Genomic DNA, 15600 nt, shown 5'->3' on the forward strand with positions numbered 1-15600 from the left:
GGCAGGTAGGTTCGGACCGTGAGCGAGAACACGCACGACAAGCTGCCCATCCGGATGCTCCACGACCGGGTCCTGGTCCGCACCGACTCCCCCGAGGGGGAGCGGCGCTCCGGCGGCGGCATCCTGATCCCGGCGACCGCCGCCGTCGGCCGTCGCCTGTCCTGGGCCGAGGTCGTCGCGGTCGGTCAGAACGTCCGGACCGTCGAGATCGGCGACCGCGTGCTGTACGACCCCGAGGACCGCGCCGAGGTCGAGGTGCGGGGCACCGCGTACGTACTGATGCGGGAGCGGGACCTGCACGCGGTGGCCGCGGACCGGTTCCAGGGCGCTACGGACTCGACCGGGTTGTATCTGTAGACGTAGAGCTGCCGGCCCTGGTGACCATCGTCACCAGGGCCTTTGCATGTTCTTTGCTAGCCTGGAGACACACCCGACGAGACGCGCCGTACCGGGATGACGACAAGACGACGCACCCCCTGTTGTTCCGTCTCGCGGAGGTGTCGTCGTCATGGCCTGGGTTCTTCTCGTGGTCGCGGGTCTGCTCGAAGTCGGCTGGTCGATCGGTATGAAGTACACCGACGGCTTCACGCGGCTCTGGCCCAGCGTGTTCACCGGCGCCGGGATCGTCGCCTCCATGCTGCTGCTCTCGCACGCCGCCAAGACGCTGCCCATCGGTACCGCGTACGGCGTGTGGGTCGGTATCGGCGCGGCCGGTGCGGCGGTGCTCGGCATGGTGGTGCTCGGTGAGCCGGCGACCGCCGCCCGGATCTTCTTCGTCTGTCTGCTGCTCGTCGCGGTGGTGGGTCTGAAGGCGACCTCCGGTCACTGACGAGGGCTGCTGCCGGGCGGGTGGGTACTGCCGGGTGGTTGGGGACTTCCAGGCGGTAGGGGACTGCCGGGCGGTTGGGGGCTGCGGGGCGGCAGGGGGCTGCGGGAGACCGCTGACCCCGGGCCCGCCTCGCCGGTCAGGTAGAGGTCTTCCTCGCCGCCCGAGCCGCCCGAGCCGGCCGGCCCGTCCGGTCCGCCTGGTTCGTTCCGTTCGGTCGGTCCGCCCGGTCCTTCCGGGCCCTCCGGGCCGTCCGGCATCGGCGGTACCGGTGGCAGTGCCTCCGCCCCCGCCATCAGCTGGAGGTCGAAGTCGCGCGGTGGCGTTCCCGCCAGCGCCTCCCGGGTGAACCGGGCCCAGATCTCGGCCGGCGCCCCGCCGCCGTTGATCCGGGGCAGTCCGAGCGCCCCGTACAGCGGTTCCTGCCGGCCCGACTCGGGGTCCTGGCCCATCAGCGCGACGACCGTCGCGAGTTCCGGGGTGTAGCCCGCGAACCAGGCGGCCTTGTCGTCCTCCGCCGTGCCCGTCTTGCCCGCCGCCGGCCGCCCCGCGGCCTGCGCCGCCGTGCCCGTACCCGCTTCGACGACGCTCCGCAGGATCGACGTGGTCGTGTCGGCGGCCTCCCTGGTGACCGCCTGCCCGGCCGGGCGGGACGGCAGGTCCACCGTCTCGCCGCCCTTCGTGACGCCCTCGACGAGCGTGTACGTGCCGTGCCGGCCGTGCGCGGCGAGCGTCGCGTACGCCGAGGCCATGTCGAGGACGCTGGCGGTGGCGGGGCCGAGGGCGATGGACGGGGAGGCGGTGAGGTCGGGGGTGGAGCCGGGCAGGCCGAGGGCGATGGCGGTCCGCCGTACGTGCGCGGGGCCGACGTCCACGGCCATCTGGGCGTACACCGCGTTCACCGACAGGCCGGTGGCCTCGCCGACGGCGATCTCGCCGTAGCTGGTGTCGTCCTCGTTGGCGGGGTCGTACGGGCTGCCGTTCCAGCCCTCGACCGGGCGCCGGTTGGTCCCGTCGTACAGGGTGTACGGGGTGATCGGCAGGCCGTACTGGGTCTGCGCCCCGCTCTGCACGGCCGCCGTGAAGACGAAGGGCTTGAAGGTGGAGCCGACCTGGTAGTCGCGGCGCGTGGCGTTGTTGACGTACTGCCGGGTGTAGTCGATGCCGCCGTACATCGCGACGACCTTCCCGGTCGCCGGGTCGACGGCGGCCGCCCCGACCCGTACGTAGCGGTCGACGGGGTCGCGTGCCGGGTCGAGCCGGGAGATGACCCGGTCCTCGACGGCCTGCACGAGCGTCTCCTGCTGGGCGCGGTCCAGTGTGGTGGTGATGCGGTAGCCGCCGGCGGCGAGGGTGTTCTCGTCGATGACGTCGTGGCCGGTCAGGTACTCCTCGACGGCCTGGACGAGATAGCCGCGCTGTCCGGAGAGGCCGGTGGCGGGGCGGGCGGTCTGGGGGAGGGGGAAGCGGGCGGCGGCGCGTTCGGCGCGGCCGAGCCAGCCCTCGGTGACCATGCCGTCGAGGACGTAGTTCCAGCGGGCGACGGCCGTGGCCCGGTTCTCGGGGTGGGTGGTGACGTCGTAGGCGCTGGGGGCCTTGAGGAGGGAGGCGAGGTACGCGCCCTCGGCGGTGTCGAGCTGCTCGACGTCCTTGCCGTAGTAGGCGCGGGCGGCGGCCTGGATCCCGTAGGCGTTCCGGCCGAAGTAGCTGGTGTTCAGGTAGCCCTGGAGGATCTCCTCCGCGGTCTTCTCGCGGCCCAGCTTGATCGCGATGAAGAACTCCTTGGCCTTGCGGGTGAGGGTCTGTTCCTGGCCGAGGTAGTAGTTCTTGACGTACTGCTGGGTGATGGTGGAGCCGGACTGGCGGCCCTTGCCGGTGACGGTGTTCCAGGCGGCGCGGACCATGGCCTTGGGGTCGACGGCGCGTGAGGTGTGGAAGTCGCGGTCCTCGGCGGCGAGGACGGCCTGGCGGACGCCGAGGGGGACCTGGTCGAGCCGGACGTTCTCGCGGTTGACCTCGCCGTCGCGGGCGATGGGGCTGCCGTCGCGGTAGAGGTAGACGTTGGACTGGGCGACGGCGGCGGCGTTGGCGGGCGGGATGTCCACCAGGAGGTAGCCGGCGGCGAAGGCTCCGGCGAGGAGCAGGACGCCGAGCAGGCAGAGGCCGAACAGGGTCCGCAGGACGCGCCGGACGCGTCCCGCGCGTCGGGGCCGGTTCGGCGCGGGGGGTGGCGGAGCGGAGAGGGTGGGGTCCCTCGGCTCCCAGCCCGGTCGGGATGGCCGGGGGGTGTCGCTCGTACCGGAGGAAGGGGGCATGGCACCTCATATTGCACGTCATGCGATGAAACTCCTGAATGCGACCCGAATGTGAGGGCAAGGCGGCGAGAAAACCGCTCGCGGTGCGGAGTCGCTCCTCGCTAGGGTCGTGCGCTTCGGCGTTTTTCGGCGCATTGCGCACGTTTCCGGGGAGGAGAGGCATGCTGCGGCTGTACGCGACGGTGGCCGCGGGTGGCTTCCGGCGCCATGCGACCTATCGGGTGGCGACGGCGGCGGGGGTGTTCACCAACACCGTCTTCGGCTTCATCCTGTCGTACACGTACATCGCTCTCTGGGACGAACGGCCGCAGCTCGGCGGCTACTCCATGGACGACGCCCTCGCCTATGTGTGGATCGGACAGGGGCTGATCACCGTCTGCGGGCTGATGGGCGGCGGCTTCGAGGACGAGCTGATCGAGCGGATCAGGACCGGGGACATCGCGGTCGACCTCTACCGCCCCGCCGACCTCCAGACCTGGTGGTTCTCGGCCAACCTGGGCCGGTCGGCCTACCAGCTGCTCGGCCGCGGGGTCGTCCCGATGGCGGTCGGCGCGCTCGTCTTCGACTTCACGCTGCCGTCGGGCCCGGGGACGTGGCTCGCGTTCCTGGTGGCGGTGGCGCTCGGCTCGATCGTCAGTTTCGCGATCTGGTACCTGGTCGCGATGAGCGCGTTCTGGCTGCTCGACGGCCAGGGCGTGGTGCAGGTGGCGTGGCTGGGCGGCCTGTTCTTCTCGGGGATGCTGCTCCCGCTGACCGTCTTCCCGGGCGCGCTGGGCGAGCTGGCGCGGGTGCTGCCGTGGGCGTCGATGCTCCAGGTGCCGGCCGACGTGTACCTGGGGAAGTACGCGGGCGGGCGGGAGCTGGCGGGGGCGTACGCCTTCCAGGGGTGCTGGGCGCTGGTGCTGTTCGGGGCGGGTCGGCTGGTGCAGGCGGCGGCGACGCGGAAGGTGGTGGTGCAGGGTGGCTGAGACGCTCCGCGCGAAGGAGGAACCTCGGGGCGCGCACCTGGGCGGGCAACGACAGGCGCCGGACTCCTGGCGTCCGTACCGGTGGGTGTCGGAGTCCTGGCGTACGTACCGGATGGTGGCCGGGATGTGGATCCGGTCGACGATGACGTACCGCTCCTCCTTCGCCCTGACCCTGGCCACCAGCTTCTGCGTCACCTTCTTCGACTTCGTCGTCATCCTCCTGATGTTCGGTCAGGTGAAGGGCCTGGGCGGCTTCGCCTTCGCGGAGGTCGCGCTGCTGTACGGGACGGCGGGCACGTCCTTCGGGCTGGCGGACCTGACGATGGGCTCGGTCCAGCGGATGGGGAAGCGGGTCAGGGACGGCTCGCTCGACATGTTCCTGATGCGTCCGGCGCCGCTGCTCGCGCAGGTCGCGGCGGACAAGTTCGCGCTGCGCCGGTTCGGCCGGGTCGCGCAGGGCCTGCTGGTCCTGGTGTGGTCGCTCGTCCTGCTGGACGTGGACTGGACGCCGGTGAAGGTGCTGCTCCTGCCGGTGATGCTGCTCTGCGGGGCGGTGATCTTCTCGGCGGTGATGGTGCTGGGCGCGTCCGCGCTGTTCTGGGTGCAGGACGCGGCCGAGGTCACGAGCTCGTTCACGTACGGCGGGAACACGCTGCTCGGGTACCCGCCGACGATTTTCGCGCAGGAGCTGGTGCGGGGGGTCGTGTACGTCGTACCGCTGGCGTTCGTGAACTGGCTGCCCGCGCTGTACGTGCTCGACCGGCCGGCCCCGGCGGGCGTGCCGGGCTGGGCGGTGTTCGCGTCGCCGCTGGTGGCGGCGGTCTGCTGCGGGGTGGCGGGGCTCGCGTGGCGGGCCGGAATCCGTTCGTACCGATCGACAGGAAGCTGAGGCCGTGCCGTTCATCGAGTTGGAGTCACTGGAGAAGACCTTCACGATCCGCCGGAGGACGGGCCTGCTGCGGCGGTCGAAACGCGAGGTCAGGGCGGTCGACGGCATCAGCTTCGGTGTGGAGCGCGGGGAGATGGTCGGCTACATCGGTCCGAACGGGGCCGGGAAGTCGACCACGATCAAGATGCTGACCGGCATCCTCACGCCCAGCGGGGGCCGGCTGCGGGTCGCGGGCATCGACCCGGCGCGGGAGCGGACCCGGCTGGCCCAGCGGATAGGGGTGGTCTTCGGGCAGCGGACGACGCTCTGGTGGGACCTGCCGCTGAGGGACTCGTACCGGCTGATGCACCGCATGTACCGGATCCCCGACGACCGCTTCCGCGAGAACCTCGCTCGCTGCGTGGAGCTCCTGGAGCTGGGCGACCTCCTCGACGTACCCGTCCGGCAGCTCTCCCTCGGGCAGCGGATGCGCGGCGACATCGCGGCGGCCCTGCTGCACGACCCGGAGGTGCTGTACCTGGACGAGCCGACGATCGGTCTGGACGTCGTGTCGAAGGCGAGGGTGCGGGAGTTCCTGAAGGACCTGAACGCGGCGCAGGGCACCACGGTCTTGTTGACCACCCACGACCTGACCGACATCGAGCAGCTGTGCTCGCGGGTGATGGTGATCGACCACGGGAAGCTGATGTACGACGGGCAGCTGGCCGGGCTGCACGCGGTCGGGGAGAGCGAGCGGCTCCTGGTGGTCGACCTGGAGCGGGAGCTGCCGCCGATCGAGGTGCCGGGGGCGCGCTTCGTACGGAGGGAGGGCCCCCGCCAGTGGCTGGCCTTCCCGGCCTCCGCCTCGGCGGCGCCACTGGTGGCGGCGGTGGCGGCGAGGTACCCCCTTCTCGACCTGTCGGTGCGGGAGCCGGACATCGAGGCGGTGATCGCGAAGATGTACGGGGGAACTCGGGAGGGTCGCCGGGAGTCCCTGATGTAGGGACGTAGGAGGTCGAGTCCATTGGTGAGTTTCTCGTACACGGCGGCTGACGAGGAGAAGAGCAGAGGCGTCCGGCGGATGAAAACGCTGGCGACGTCTCTGCTGCTGGCGGTGGCCGTGATCTACGGTCTCGCGACCTGGGCGCGGAGCTCGGGGGCGGGGCCCTGGGCGGGGTACGTGGCAGCGGCGGCGGAGGCGGGCATGGTCGGCGCGCTCGCGGACTGGTTCGCGGTGACGGCGCTCTTCCGCCGGCCCCTGGGACTCCCCATCCCCCACACGGCGATCATCCCGACGAAGAAGGACCAGCTGGGCGCCTCACTGGGCTCGTTCGTGGGCGAGAACTTCCTCTCCGCGGACGTCGTACGGGGAAGGCTCCAGGCCTTCGGCATCGGCAGCCGGCTGGGGGCGTGGCTGGCGGACCCGGCGCACGCGGACCGGGTGACGGCGGAGGCGTCGACGGCGCTGCGGGGGGCACTGACGGTCCTCCGCGACTCGGACGTGCAGGCGGTCGTGGGCGAGGCCATCACGCGCCGGGCGGAGTCGGCGGAGATCGCCCCAGGACTCGGGAAGACCCTCGAAAAGATCGTCGGGGACGGCGCGCACCACCGGGCGGTGGACCTCGTCTGCACCCGCGCGCACGACTGGCTGGTCACGCACGGCGACTCGGTCATGGACGCGGTGCAGGGCGGCGCGCCGGGCTGGACCCCGCGCTTCGTCGACAAGCGCATCGGCGAGCGGGTCTACAAGGAGCTGCTCCGCTTCGTGACGGAGATGCGGGACATGCCGGCGCATCCGGCGCGCGGCGCGATCGACCGCTTCCTGACGGACTTCGCGGCCGACCTCCAGGCGGACACGGACACGCGGGCCCGCGTCGAGCGCCTGAAGGCGGACCTCCTGGCCCGCCCGGAGATCCAGGACATCATCGCCTCGGCATGGTCCTCGATCCGCACCCTCATCATCGCGGCGGCCGACGACGACCGCAGCCAACTCCGCCTGCGCGCACGCACCTCACTGATGTCCCTGGGCAACCGCCTGGCGACGGACCCCCGCCTCCAGCGGAAGGTCGACGGCTGGGCGGAGGACGCGGCGTCGTACGTCGTCACGACGTACCGGGACGAGATCACGTCCCTGATCACGGACACGGTCGCCGGCTGGGACGCCACCCAGACCTCGAAGAAGATCGAGGCGAACATCGGCCGCGACCTCCAGTTCATCCGCATCAACGGCACGGTGGTGGGCGCGCTGGCGGGCCTCCTGATCTATACCTTCAGCCACGCACTGGGAGGCTGAGACCCGAGACCGCCGCGAGGCCTCAGCCTTCGCCACGGGCGACGGCGTGCGGCCTCAGCCCTCGCCGCGGTGAGGGCTGAGGCATTAGCCCTCGCCACGAGCAAGGGCGGAGGCCTCAGCCCTCGCCGCGGGTGACGGCCCAGGACGCGGCGGCCACACCCCCGGCGACGGAGAACACCGCGGGCCAGGCTCCGATCTTCTTCGCGAGCGGATGCGACCCGGCGAACGCGGCCACGTAGGCACCGGTCAGCCCGACCGCCGCCTTGGTCCCACCCACCCGCTGCCACTCCCGCGCGGCCACCCCACCGGCCACGGCGAGCACCACCCCGCCAAGCGGCCGCTTCTTGGTCCACCGAGCAACGGCATAACCCCCGACGAGTCCGGCGGCGGCTATGGCGGGGGAGGGGATGCGGGGCATGACGAGGGCCTTTCGTGATCTGGTGCTTACGGGTTTGAACTTAACAAGAGGCCGAACCGTCCCAGCGCCGCAGCCGGGTGTCATCTGTCTTTTCCGATGTCCCGTTCTTTGTCAGGTCTGCGTCGGCGTCTGGGCAAGAGCGGCCCGGAGGATCGCGCCGGCATCATCCGGCAAGCCCAGCGCGTGCAGCTCGACAGCGATGCGCATGACGTCCTCTTCGGCACGGCTCCGGCCGTTGATACCGATGGCGGTTTCCGCAAGGTCATCCTGTCCTTCGCGCAGCAGCGCGATGGACGCCGCGCTCTCCAGAGGGGTCAGTGACGTCGAAGCGTCCTGGATCAGGGCGACCGCATACCCGATTTGCCCCATTTCGTGGAGGGTGGTGGCGCTGATGGCGAGCTGCTGAGCCGCAGCCACATCACGGGCTCTGCGCTGCCGGTCTCCCGCTGGAAGGGGGACCGGCAGCGGACCACACGGTGCGGATCCGGCCGGATTGCGTCCACCGGCGCTAGCAGGTTGCGGGGAGCACGGAGTGGACTGGTGGGCAAGAAGCCGGCTGTTCTCGCTGCGAAGGCGCTCGTTTTCGCTCCGCAGAGGGCTGCAGCTCCGGCAGAGGGTTGCCTCAGCAGCTGCATGGAGATCACGGAGTTCTGCCGTGGAGAGCGCAACTGCGTTGGGCGCCGACCGCTTGACGGCGAGTCGATGGAGCAGAAGAACGAACTCGATGGGCGGCTTCCTGCGCCCACTGCGATAGCGGGAGATCTCGCTCGGACCCTTGTGCCATCCATCCGCCGCCAGGAGTTCTGACGCTTGGGCCAGTGTCTCTACGGCCATGTGCCGGTAGAGAACTGCTACTGCCTGAGCGAGCGCCCTCCTGCCCGGCGGCAGATCTGTTCCCGCCGCGCCTGCCCCGCTTCTTTCCGCCATCGCCACCCCCTGCGAATGAATGCATTCCATTGTGCAGCAAGGGGTTTTGACTACCTTGCGCGCAAAGCCAGCCGGGGGTAGACGGCGCCTCTGTGCGCAGTACTGAATGGGTGGGTCAGCCGGAAGCGCGGCAGGGCATTCCCCCGGGGCGTGCGCTGTCAGGCGACGGCTCTCCAAGGTTTCCGTTGAGCGGAGGTTGCAAGTGGCTGTGCCGTCGTGGCTCGACAAGACGTTCGGTAGCAAGGTGCGTGCCGGCCTGTGGCTGGTGTCGGAGGTAGGGGAAGGCAACGTCTTCACCAAGGGTCAGCTGCGGGCCGCGTTCCCTGAGGTGGCGCAGATCGACCGGCGGGTGCGCGACTTGCGGGACCACGACTGGCAGATCGACACCAGGCGGGAGGACGAGACGCTCCACCTCGACGAGCAGCGCTTCGTGAAGAAGGGTGCTGATGTCTGGCTTCCTGGGCAGTCCAAGTCGCCCAAGGAGAAGTCGGGGCTGACGTCGGCTCAGAGGACCAAGGTCCTGGCCGCTGACAGTTTCCTCTGCCGGTCCTGCGGCATCGGTGCGGGTGAGTCTTTCGGCGATGGCGGTCAGGACGCTCAGCTGGACGTGGCGCGACGTCAGGTTCAGCTTCCGGGCGGGACGAGTGAGACCCAGCTCGTTACCGAGTGCAACAGGTGCCGTGTGGGCGGTCGTCAGCGTCAGGCCGATCTGCCGGGCATCCTGGGCCGCCTGGAGCGCCTCACTCCGCTGGAGCGGGACGTTTTCATCAGCTGGCTGAACGCTGACCGCCGTGACCCCAGCCCGCTGGAGCGGCTCTGGGGGGAGTACCGCACCCTGCCTGAGGCAGCCCGTGACACGGTGCGGGACGCTGTGCACGGCATGGGTAAGTAGACGAGGGGATGCAGTAAGCAGATGAAGCAGGAATTTCCGACGCCGCCGCGCGCTGCCGAGTTCAGCGACCAGGTCACGAAGCGGCTTCAGGACGTGAAGAGCGCCGGCGGAACCCGCGAGACGGTCACGGTGGACTGGAACGGCCAGGCGCTTCACTGCGAGGTGATCGACTGCACCATCAGCTCTGTCTTCTACAACCCCGGAACCCACCGCATCCGCGCGCAGCGCAGCCATGATCCCTCCAAGGACGCGGCCCTGGCCGCGGATCCTTGGACGGGAGGCAGCCAGGATTACCTGCGGTTGCTTCTCCAGGCAGACCCGGCTGATCCCAACCGCAGAGATCCGGACTTCGACAAGCTGAAGGAAAGTCTCGACCAGTTCGGTCAGAACGACCCCGGCCTTATTACGCATCACGGCATCCTCGTCAACGGCAACACGCGTATGGCAGCACTCCGCGAGCTGGGCCAGCAGTCGATGCGAGTGGGCGTTCTGCCGGAGTGGTTCACCTGGGATGACATCAACTCCGTTGAGCTCGCGCTCCAGCTTCGCCGGGATCACCGGCGGGACTACTCGTACATCAACCGCCTGCTCGCCATGGAGGAGCAGGCTGGCCTCGGCAGGACGCCTGACGCGATCGCGAAGGACTTCCGCATCCGGCCGTCCACCTACCACCAGGAGCGCTGGATCCTGGCCACGATCCGCGAGCAGATCGCCCGCAGCGCGAACGGCGACGTGGCTGGGCTGCGGCTCGTGGACTTCGAGGACCACCAGGAGAAGCTCAAGGAGCTGCACCGCGCGTACGAGAAGCTTTTCGCGGCCGACCCTGACCGTGCGGACGTGCTGAAGGAGCTCCGCATGGCAGCCATCGTCATGGGCTTCGCCAAGACAGACGTGCGGCACATCGATGAGGGCTTCCGTGACCGGTACCTGTCCCGGACGATGCCCTCGGGCTTCAGTGAGCCGGCGGGCGAGCAGGCGGCCGTGACCGTACCGGGTCTGAGTGGTGTGACGCTTCCGGGCGCTTCCTCCGCAGTGTCGGCGGCTCGCGCTCTGAACGACAAGGTGCTTCGTGCGAAGGCGATGGCCGGTGCCTCCAGCGACGTGGCCTCGGACCAGGACCGGCGGCGGGCTCAGGACGTCTTCCAGGAGGCACGCGAAGCCTTCGACCAGGCGATTGACGCGGCGGGCCGTGACGCCAGGCTCAAGAAGAGAAAGCAGATGGCACCCGCCCGCATCGCGGATGCCTGCGCCGACATCGACCAGAGCGTCGTGGAGCTCGTACAGGCGCGGGCGTCACGCAGCCTCGACGAGGAAGCACTCGACGAGGCTGTGCTGAAGCTGCGCGAGAGCCTGCGCAAGCTCGCTCAGCAGGCGGGGCGGGGCTCTTCGACTCCCGGTGACGGTGTGGCCTGGCTGATCGAGGCCGTGGCCCTGGAGGCATCGGGATGAGCGAGCTCACCGCAGGCATGTCACTCCGTCTCGACTTCGATGAGACGCGCACGAAGGTCGTTCTCCGGACGACGCATCAGTACCGGGTCGAACTCGTACAGCTGGCCGCCCAGTTCCGCTCGGGCGGCCAGCTCAGCCCCGTAGCCGCCGTAGTGGAGCTCAACGACCTACTGGGAGGCCTGGGCGCACTCGCGACCTGGTCGGACGCCTCCGGTGTCGAGTGGGCTCCAGAGCTTCAGGAACTGGTCGTCGGTGTCCTTCAGGATGCCCAGGCGGTCAAGCGGCGTCTGGACGCGCCGGACCACGCGGGAGAGGTCCAGCCCGACGAGGTTCCCTTTCTGCTGGGAGAGGAGTGGAAGGCAGACCTCAGTGACTTCCAGCGCCGTGATGTCGCCAAACTGCTCGCGCTTCAGCATGGAGCCAACTTCAGCGTTCCCGGCGCTGGCAAGACGCGTGTGGGCCTGGCCGTCTACGCCAGCCAGAAGGCGGAGGGGAAGGTCAGTCGGCTGCTCATCGTCTGCCCCAAGTCCGCTTACGAGGCATGGCAGTACGAGAGTGCGGTCTGCTTCCGTCATGCACTGCGCACCAACATCCTCGGGCAATCCCATGACCAGTGGGCGGAGGTGCTGATCGTGAACTACGAGCGGCTGGACCGCTCGCTCACGGCGCTGGCTGCATGGTTGAAGGCAGCCCCTTCGATGATCATTCTCGATGAGGCGCACCGGATGAAGCTCGGCGCGCGGGGTACGTATGGCGCCGCGTGTATGGCCCTCGGGCCGCTCGCCCGGCGCAGGCTGATTCTCACCGGTACTCCGGCCCCCAACGGAGCGAAGGACCTGGAGAATCTGCTCGGCTTCGTCTGGCCTGGGCATGGCCAGCGCACGGTTTCGCAGGCGGTCGCTGGCGGAGACCTGGCGTATGCGAGCACTGTCCTGCGGCCCTTGTTCACCCGCACGACCAAGCAGGAACTCGGGCTCCCGCCGATGTCGCTCCAGATGCGCTACGTGGACATGCCGCCGCTGCATGAGGAGATCTACGCGTCCCTGGTCGGGGGAGAAGCGAGTGGTGCGGCGCGTGAGGATCTCAGTGCGCTCGGGAAGACGGCCCTGCGGCTGCTGATGGCGGCGGTGTGCCCTGCGCTCCTTACCGAAGGCACGAACCGGTATGACCCGCTTGCCTATCAGCTTCCGCCCCTGGAAGTGCCGCAGGGAAGCTCTCTGTACTCCTTGATGCAGAACCTTCCTGATCACGAGATGTCGCCCAAGTACCAGGAAGCGGCGCTTATTGTGGCGGAGAACGCGGAAAAGGGGCGCAAAACTCTGGTCTGGACGACCTTTGTCCGGAGCCTCGCCACACTTGAGAAGCTTCTCGGGAAGTTCGGTCCCGCAGTTGTCTACGGCGGGACTCCCGACAGGGAGGAGCAACTGCGGCGCTTCCGTGAAGATCCGGACTGTATGGTGCTGATCTCTAATCCGGCTACTCTGGGTGAAGGGATCAGTCTGCACCAGGTGTGTCACGATGCGGTCTACGTGGACCGCGACTTTATGGCCGGTCGTTTCCTTCAGAGCATGGACCGGATCCACCGTCTTGGGCTCTCTCCGGATACCGAAACGAACGCTACGGTGCTTGTGGCCCGGAATACCGTCGATGAAGTGGTGATGACGAGGCTGGAGCAGAAGCTGGATTTCATGGGCAGGATCCTTGATGATCCGTCGGTGCAGCAGCTCGCGGACCTGGAGGAGGAGCCCGCGGTAGCGGCTGGGCTGGCGCCGAGTGACATGGCCGCCCTGTTGAGTCACATGGGGGTTCCTGCCGTCAGGTGACGGGGCGGTGCTCCGTGTGTGCGGCGGGTCACGCGCCTGCTCTTTACTGTCCGGACGTGCGGGAGACTCCGTCGTGACCAGGGGGTGGGCGCATCACCGCCACCGTCCCTGTGTGATGTTCGTCTGGGCGTGGAACCAGGGTGGGGCGTGGCGCGCCGGGGCCGGCTGGCCTGGGAGACTGTAGCGACGCCGGGGGATGTCACTGGCGGATGCGACACTTGCGTGTCTGTAGTCAGTCACACCAGGAGGCTCCGATGAGTTCCAGCGGTCAGCCGCTGACGTCGATTGAGATCTGCGCGGGGGCGGGAGGCCAAGCAGTCGGTCTTCACAGGGCCGGGTTCCGGCACCTCGCGCTTGTTGAGATCGATACACACGCAGCGAAGACGCTGGAACTCAACGTTATCAAGGGCGAGCGCTGGGGCGCCGACGTTGCGGCAGAGTGCGACGTCCTTGAAATGGACGTGACGCAGTTCCGGCCTGCCAGGGATCTTAAGAAGTTCAAGGCACGCATGGGGCGCTCTATTGAGAAGAGGGAACTCGGGCTTCTTGCCGGAGGCGTTCCCTGCCCTCCCTTTTCTGTCGCGGGAAAGCAGCTGGGCAGGGATGACGAGCGGGATCTCTTTCCGACGATGCTTGATCTTGTCGAGGAGCTGGAGCCCCGTGCGGTGATGATCGAGAATGTCGCGGGACTGGTCAAGCCCCGAGACAAGTTCCTCGAGTACCGGGATGAGATCAAGCAGCGTCTTCGCAAGGCCGGATATGTCGTGTGCGGCTGGAGGCTTCTTGAGGCCGCCGACTACGGAGTACCGCAGCTACGGCCCCGGGCGATCCTCGTCGCTATTCGAGCGGATCAGTACAGGGGATTTGACTGGCCCGCGCCCAGAAGGGAGCGGGTCACGGTTGCCGCGGTCCTCGAGGATTCCATGAAGCGTCGCTTCGTTGAGGCCGGCCGCCTTGAGGGTTTTGACAAGTGGCTCGATGATGCCAGTAGCGGAGGCGTGGCTCCCACGCTCGTAGGCGGATCCAAGAAGCATGGCGGCGCCGACCTTGGCCCTACCCGGGCCAAGAGGGCTTGGGCCGCGCTCGGCGTGAACGGTATGGGTGTCGCCAACGACGAGCATGAAGTGAACCTGGACAGGGATCTCGGAAACCTGCAGAAGGGGATCGGACCCATGCTGACTGTGGAGCAGGCGGCGATGATCCAGGGCTTTCCGGAGAAGGCCGAGTGGGAGTTCGCCGGCCGGAAGACAGCGCGGTACCGCCAGGTGGGCAACGCCTTCCCGCCGCTGGTAGCCGAGGCTGTGGGCCGTGCGATCAAGGAGGCCCTCGAGCGTGAGGGTGCCGTGCTTGTCCCGTCCGCTGGAGACCTGGAGCCCGACGGTACGACATGGGAGTCGGCTCAGAGCACCCTTGTCTAAGACACGGGTCGCCTTCTGGCCACGGTTCGGGTGATCTCAGCCGCGCATTCCTCTGCGGCTGCGTGCTCCCAGAAGCGCAGCACCAGCCACCCCGCAGCCGTGAGCCGCTGGTCGGTATCGCGATCCCGGGCTACGTTCCCTTCGACCTTCTTCGACCAGTAGCCGGGGTTGGTTTTGGGGGGAACGTAGTGCTCGGGGCAGCCGTGCCAGTAGCAGCCGTCGATGAACACGGCTACTTTCGCGGGCCGGAACACCATGTCCGCGGTTCGGCGAAGGTCCGGCAGTGGTTTGGCGGCAACGCGGTAGCGGAGCCCCTGAGCGTGGACAAGCCGACGGATGGCCTGTTCTGGCTTGGTGTCGCGGCTGCGGATGGCCTGCATGTTCCTGCGCCTGGCGGCGGAAGAGGCCCAGGACCCCTCGGGCGGGGTCCATTCCGCGTTCTCAGGCACTGGATCCACTTCCTTGCCCGGTGGGACTGTCACCTGCCGCTGGTGGCGTATCCCCAGTGGCGCCGTCCCGTATGGCTATCCACTCCCCAGCCTGCAGGGAGATTCCCCGAGCCGCCCCTGCGTCGCGCCCGCAGAGCAGCGTCATCCCCTCTGCGGCGGCAGCTTTCTTCACGTCCCTGGCTCGGCGCATGGGGTCGTGGCTCCGTGCCACCGTAAGGAGGGTGTTGCGCGGGATGACGCGCCCTTCAAGTGCCCGGAACATGATGAGCAGCCGTTCCACCTGCCCAGGCTTTTCTGCCAGTACCTGATGGGCCACTTCCTCGGGCAGGTACTGGAGTGGATTGACGGGCAATGGTGCCCAGTCATACAGAGGTACGCTCCATCGTTCACGAGCCTCGACGGCCAGGCCCCGCTTGCCGTCGTTGTTTCCTTTTCCACGGTAGAGCCAAGAGCGGTGTGTCCGCACAAGCCAGGTTCTGTGCCGGTTGTTCTTCAGTTGTATCTGGGTGCAGAGGCAGAGCTGGCAGTGGGCCTCTGCAGGGATCGCCCAGTTGCTTCCCACGGTTGCTTTGATGTCTACAGGTACGCCCGCGATGTGCGTGTCCAGGGGCTTTGTCTTGGACAGAGAGAAGCTCCGGAGGACTTCGTACTCAAGTTTCGCGCCCACGGACGCGCGCTCGCCGGGGTGTACCTCAGGCGACCGGAGGTCGAACCTTCCGGTCCTGCCGCCGTCGAGAACGTAGTCGATCGAATTCCTTACCGACTCCGTATAGATGTGGGCAACGGGCCGTTCCCTGAGCCAGGTGAGGACGGACTGTGCCTCTGAATCGTCGGCAGGGTCCAGCAGAACGTGGTCGCCTACATCTCTGTTTGCGCAGAGATCTCCAGGTTCCTGCAGGACAAGCCTAGCCATCCCAGGTTTCCGTCCTTGTTGCGCGGGTTTGGAGATGAGCG

14 protein-coding genes, 1 pseudogene and 1 riboswitch are annotated in these 15600 nt (G+C 68.3%); of the genes and pseudogenes, 10 read left to right on the plus strand and 5 right to left on the minus strand.

Annotated elements, in window-relative coordinates; all coding sequences use genetic code 11:
• The first annotated feature begins 18 nt into the window (after window positions 1-18).
• Together ACFC0G_RS21275 and ACFC0G_RS21280 are read left to right on the plus strand one after the other, a co-directional pair.
• The gene (locus tag ACFC0G_RS21275; protein ID WP_317595701.1) at window positions 19-357 is read left to right on the plus strand and encodes a co-chaperone GroES; all 339 of its coding nucleotides are present in this window, start codon (window positions 19-21) and stop codon (window positions 355-357) included.
• 45 nt (window positions 358-402) lie between these two features.
• Window positions 403-474: riboswitch (guanidine-III (ykkC-III) riboswitch) on the plus strand.
• A 34-nt stretch (window positions 475-508) separates the two neighbouring features.
• Window positions 509-829: a multidrug efflux SMR transporter gene (locus ACFC0G_RS21280; RefSeq protein ID WP_028811654.1), complete on the plus strand. Its 321-nt coding sequence runs from the start codon at window positions 509-511 to the stop codon at window positions 827-829.
• Here ACFC0G_RS21280 and ACFC0G_RS21285 read toward each other — a convergent pair.
• Window positions 823-3141, minus strand: a complete 2319-nt coding sequence (locus tag ACFC0G_RS21285) for a transglycosylase domain-containing protein (RefSeq protein ID WP_376405454.1) — start codon at window positions 3139-3141, stop codon at window positions 823-825. The two genes, ACFC0G_RS21280 and ACFC0G_RS21285, sit on opposite strands and share 7 nt — an antisense overlap.
• Before the next feature lie 164 nt (window positions 3142-3305).
• Here ACFC0G_RS21285 and ACFC0G_RS21290 point away from each other — a divergent pair, with 164 nt between their 5' ends.
• The 4 genes and pseudogenes from ACFC0G_RS21290 to ACFC0G_RS21305 form a co-directional block, all read left to right on the plus strand.
• Window positions 3306-4109, plus strand: coding sequence for an ABC transporter permease (locus ACFC0G_RS21290; RefSeq protein WP_376405758.1), 804 nt, complete (start codon window positions 3306-3308; stop codon window positions 4107-4109).
• Window positions 4102-4998, plus strand: a complete 897-nt coding sequence (locus ACFC0G_RS21295; RefSeq protein WP_376405456.1) for an ABC transporter permease — start codon at window positions 4102-4104, stop codon at window positions 4996-4998. The genes ACFC0G_RS21290 and ACFC0G_RS21295 overlap by 8 nt, the downstream gene beginning before the upstream one ends.
• Window positions 4999-5002: 4 nt before the next feature.
• Window positions 5003-5980: an ATP-binding cassette domain-containing protein gene (locus tag ACFC0G_RS21300; RefSeq protein WP_376405458.1), complete on the plus strand. Its 978-nt coding sequence runs from the start codon at window positions 5003-5005 to the stop codon at window positions 5978-5980.
• A 21-nt stretch (window positions 5981-6001) separates the two neighbouring features.
• Window positions 6002-7270, plus strand: a pseudogene (locus ACFC0G_RS21305) (DUF445 domain-containing protein); the annotation flags it as partial.
• A 115-nt stretch (window positions 7271-7385) separates the two neighbouring features.
• Here ACFC0G_RS21305 and ACFC0G_RS21310 read toward each other — a convergent pair.
• Both ACFC0G_RS21310 and ACFC0G_RS21315 read right to left on the minus strand, forming a co-directional pair.
• Window positions 7386-7688, minus strand: a complete 303-nt coding sequence (locus ACFC0G_RS21310) for a hypothetical protein (protein WP_376405460.1) — start codon at window positions 7686-7688, stop codon at window positions 7386-7388.
• 111 nt (window positions 7689-7799) lie between these two features.
• On the minus strand, window positions 7800-8105 hold the full coding sequence (locus ACFC0G_RS21315; protein WP_376405462.1) for a hypothetical protein: 306 nt from the start codon (window positions 8103-8105) through the stop codon (window positions 7800-7802).
• A gap of 712 nt (window positions 8106-8817) precedes the next feature.
• On the opposite strand from ACFC0G_RS21315, the gene ACFC0G_RS21320 reads away from it, so the two are divergent.
• The 4 genes from ACFC0G_RS21320 to ACFC0G_RS21335 all read left to right on the plus strand — a co-directional run bounded on the left by ACFC0G_RS21320 (window position 8818) and on the right by ACFC0G_RS21335 (window position 14197).
• Window positions 8818-9507, plus strand: a complete 690-nt coding sequence (locus tag ACFC0G_RS21320; protein ID WP_376405464.1) for a hypothetical protein — start codon at window positions 8818-8820, stop codon at window positions 9505-9507.
• Between the two features lie 21 nt (window positions 9508-9528).
• Window positions 9529-10956, plus strand: a complete 1428-nt coding sequence (locus tag ACFC0G_RS21325; protein WP_376405466.1) for a hypothetical protein — start codon at window positions 9529-9531, stop codon at window positions 10954-10956.
• A complete protein-coding gene (locus tag ACFC0G_RS21330; protein WP_376405468.1) occupies window positions 10953-12779 on the plus strand; it encodes a DEAD/DEAH box helicase in 1827 nt (608 codons plus the stop codon). Before ACFC0G_RS21325 ends, ACFC0G_RS21330 begins: the two co-directional genes overlap by 4 nt.
• A 254-nt stretch (window positions 12780-13033) precedes the next feature.
• Entirely contained in the window at window positions 13034-14197 is a 1164-nt protein-coding gene (locus ACFC0G_RS21335) for a DNA cytosine methyltransferase (RefSeq protein WP_376405470.1), read from the plus strand.
• On the opposite strand, the gene ACFC0G_RS21340 is transcribed toward ACFC0G_RS21335, so the two are convergent.
• The gene (locus tag ACFC0G_RS21340; RefSeq protein WP_376405473.1) at window positions 14194-14646 is read right to left on the minus strand and encodes a very short patch repair endonuclease; all 453 of its coding nucleotides are present in this window, start codon (window positions 14644-14646) and stop codon (window positions 14194-14196) included. The two genes, ACFC0G_RS21335 and ACFC0G_RS21340, sit on opposite strands and share 4 nt — an antisense overlap.
• Window positions 14639-15559, minus strand: coding sequence for a NaeI family type II restriction endonuclease (locus tag ACFC0G_RS21345; protein ID WP_376405475.1), 921 nt, complete (start codon window positions 15557-15559; stop codon window positions 14639-14641). Before ACFC0G_RS21345 ends, ACFC0G_RS21340 begins: the two co-directional genes overlap by 8 nt.
• Window positions 15560-15600: the final 41 nt, after the last annotated feature.

Origin of the sequence: Streptomyces sp. NPDC056169 (genome assembly GCF_042268445.1) — a bacterium.
Lineage (GTDB): Bacteria > Actinomycetota > Actinomycetes > Streptomycetales > Streptomycetaceae > Streptomyces.

What these genes read in the sequence shown, in the direction of transcription:
- ACFC0G_RS21335 (WP_376405470.1), top strand. Translation starts at nt 13,034, where the DNA reads ATGAGTTCCAGCGGTCAGCCGCTGACGTCGATTGAGATCTGCGCGGGG.
- ACFC0G_RS21325 (WP_376405466.1), top strand. Translation starts at nt 9,529, where the DNA reads ATGAAGCAGGAATTTCCGACGCCGCCGCGCGCTGCCGAGTTCAGCGAC.
- ACFC0G_RS21310 (WP_376405460.1), bottom strand. Translation starts at nt 7,688, where the DNA reads ATGCCCCGCATCCCCTCCCCCGCCATAGCCGCCGCCGGACTCGTCGGG.
- ACFC0G_RS21280 (WP_028811654.1), top strand. Translation starts at nt 509, where the DNA reads ATGGCCTGGGTTCTTCTCGTGGTCGCGGGTCTGCTCGAAGTCGGCTGG.
- ACFC0G_RS21285 (WP_376405454.1), bottom strand. Translation starts at nt 3,141, where the DNA reads ATGCCCCCTTCCTCCGGTACGAGCGACACCCCCCGGCCATCCCGACCG.
- ACFC0G_RS21345 (WP_376405475.1), bottom strand. Translation starts at nt 15,559, where the DNA reads ATGGCTAGGCTTGTCCTGCAGGAACCTGGAGATCTCTGCGCAAACAGA.
- ACFC0G_RS21330 (WP_376405468.1), top strand. Translation starts at nt 10,953, where the DNA reads ATGAGCGAGCTCACCGCAGGCATGTCACTCCGTCTCGACTTCGATGAG.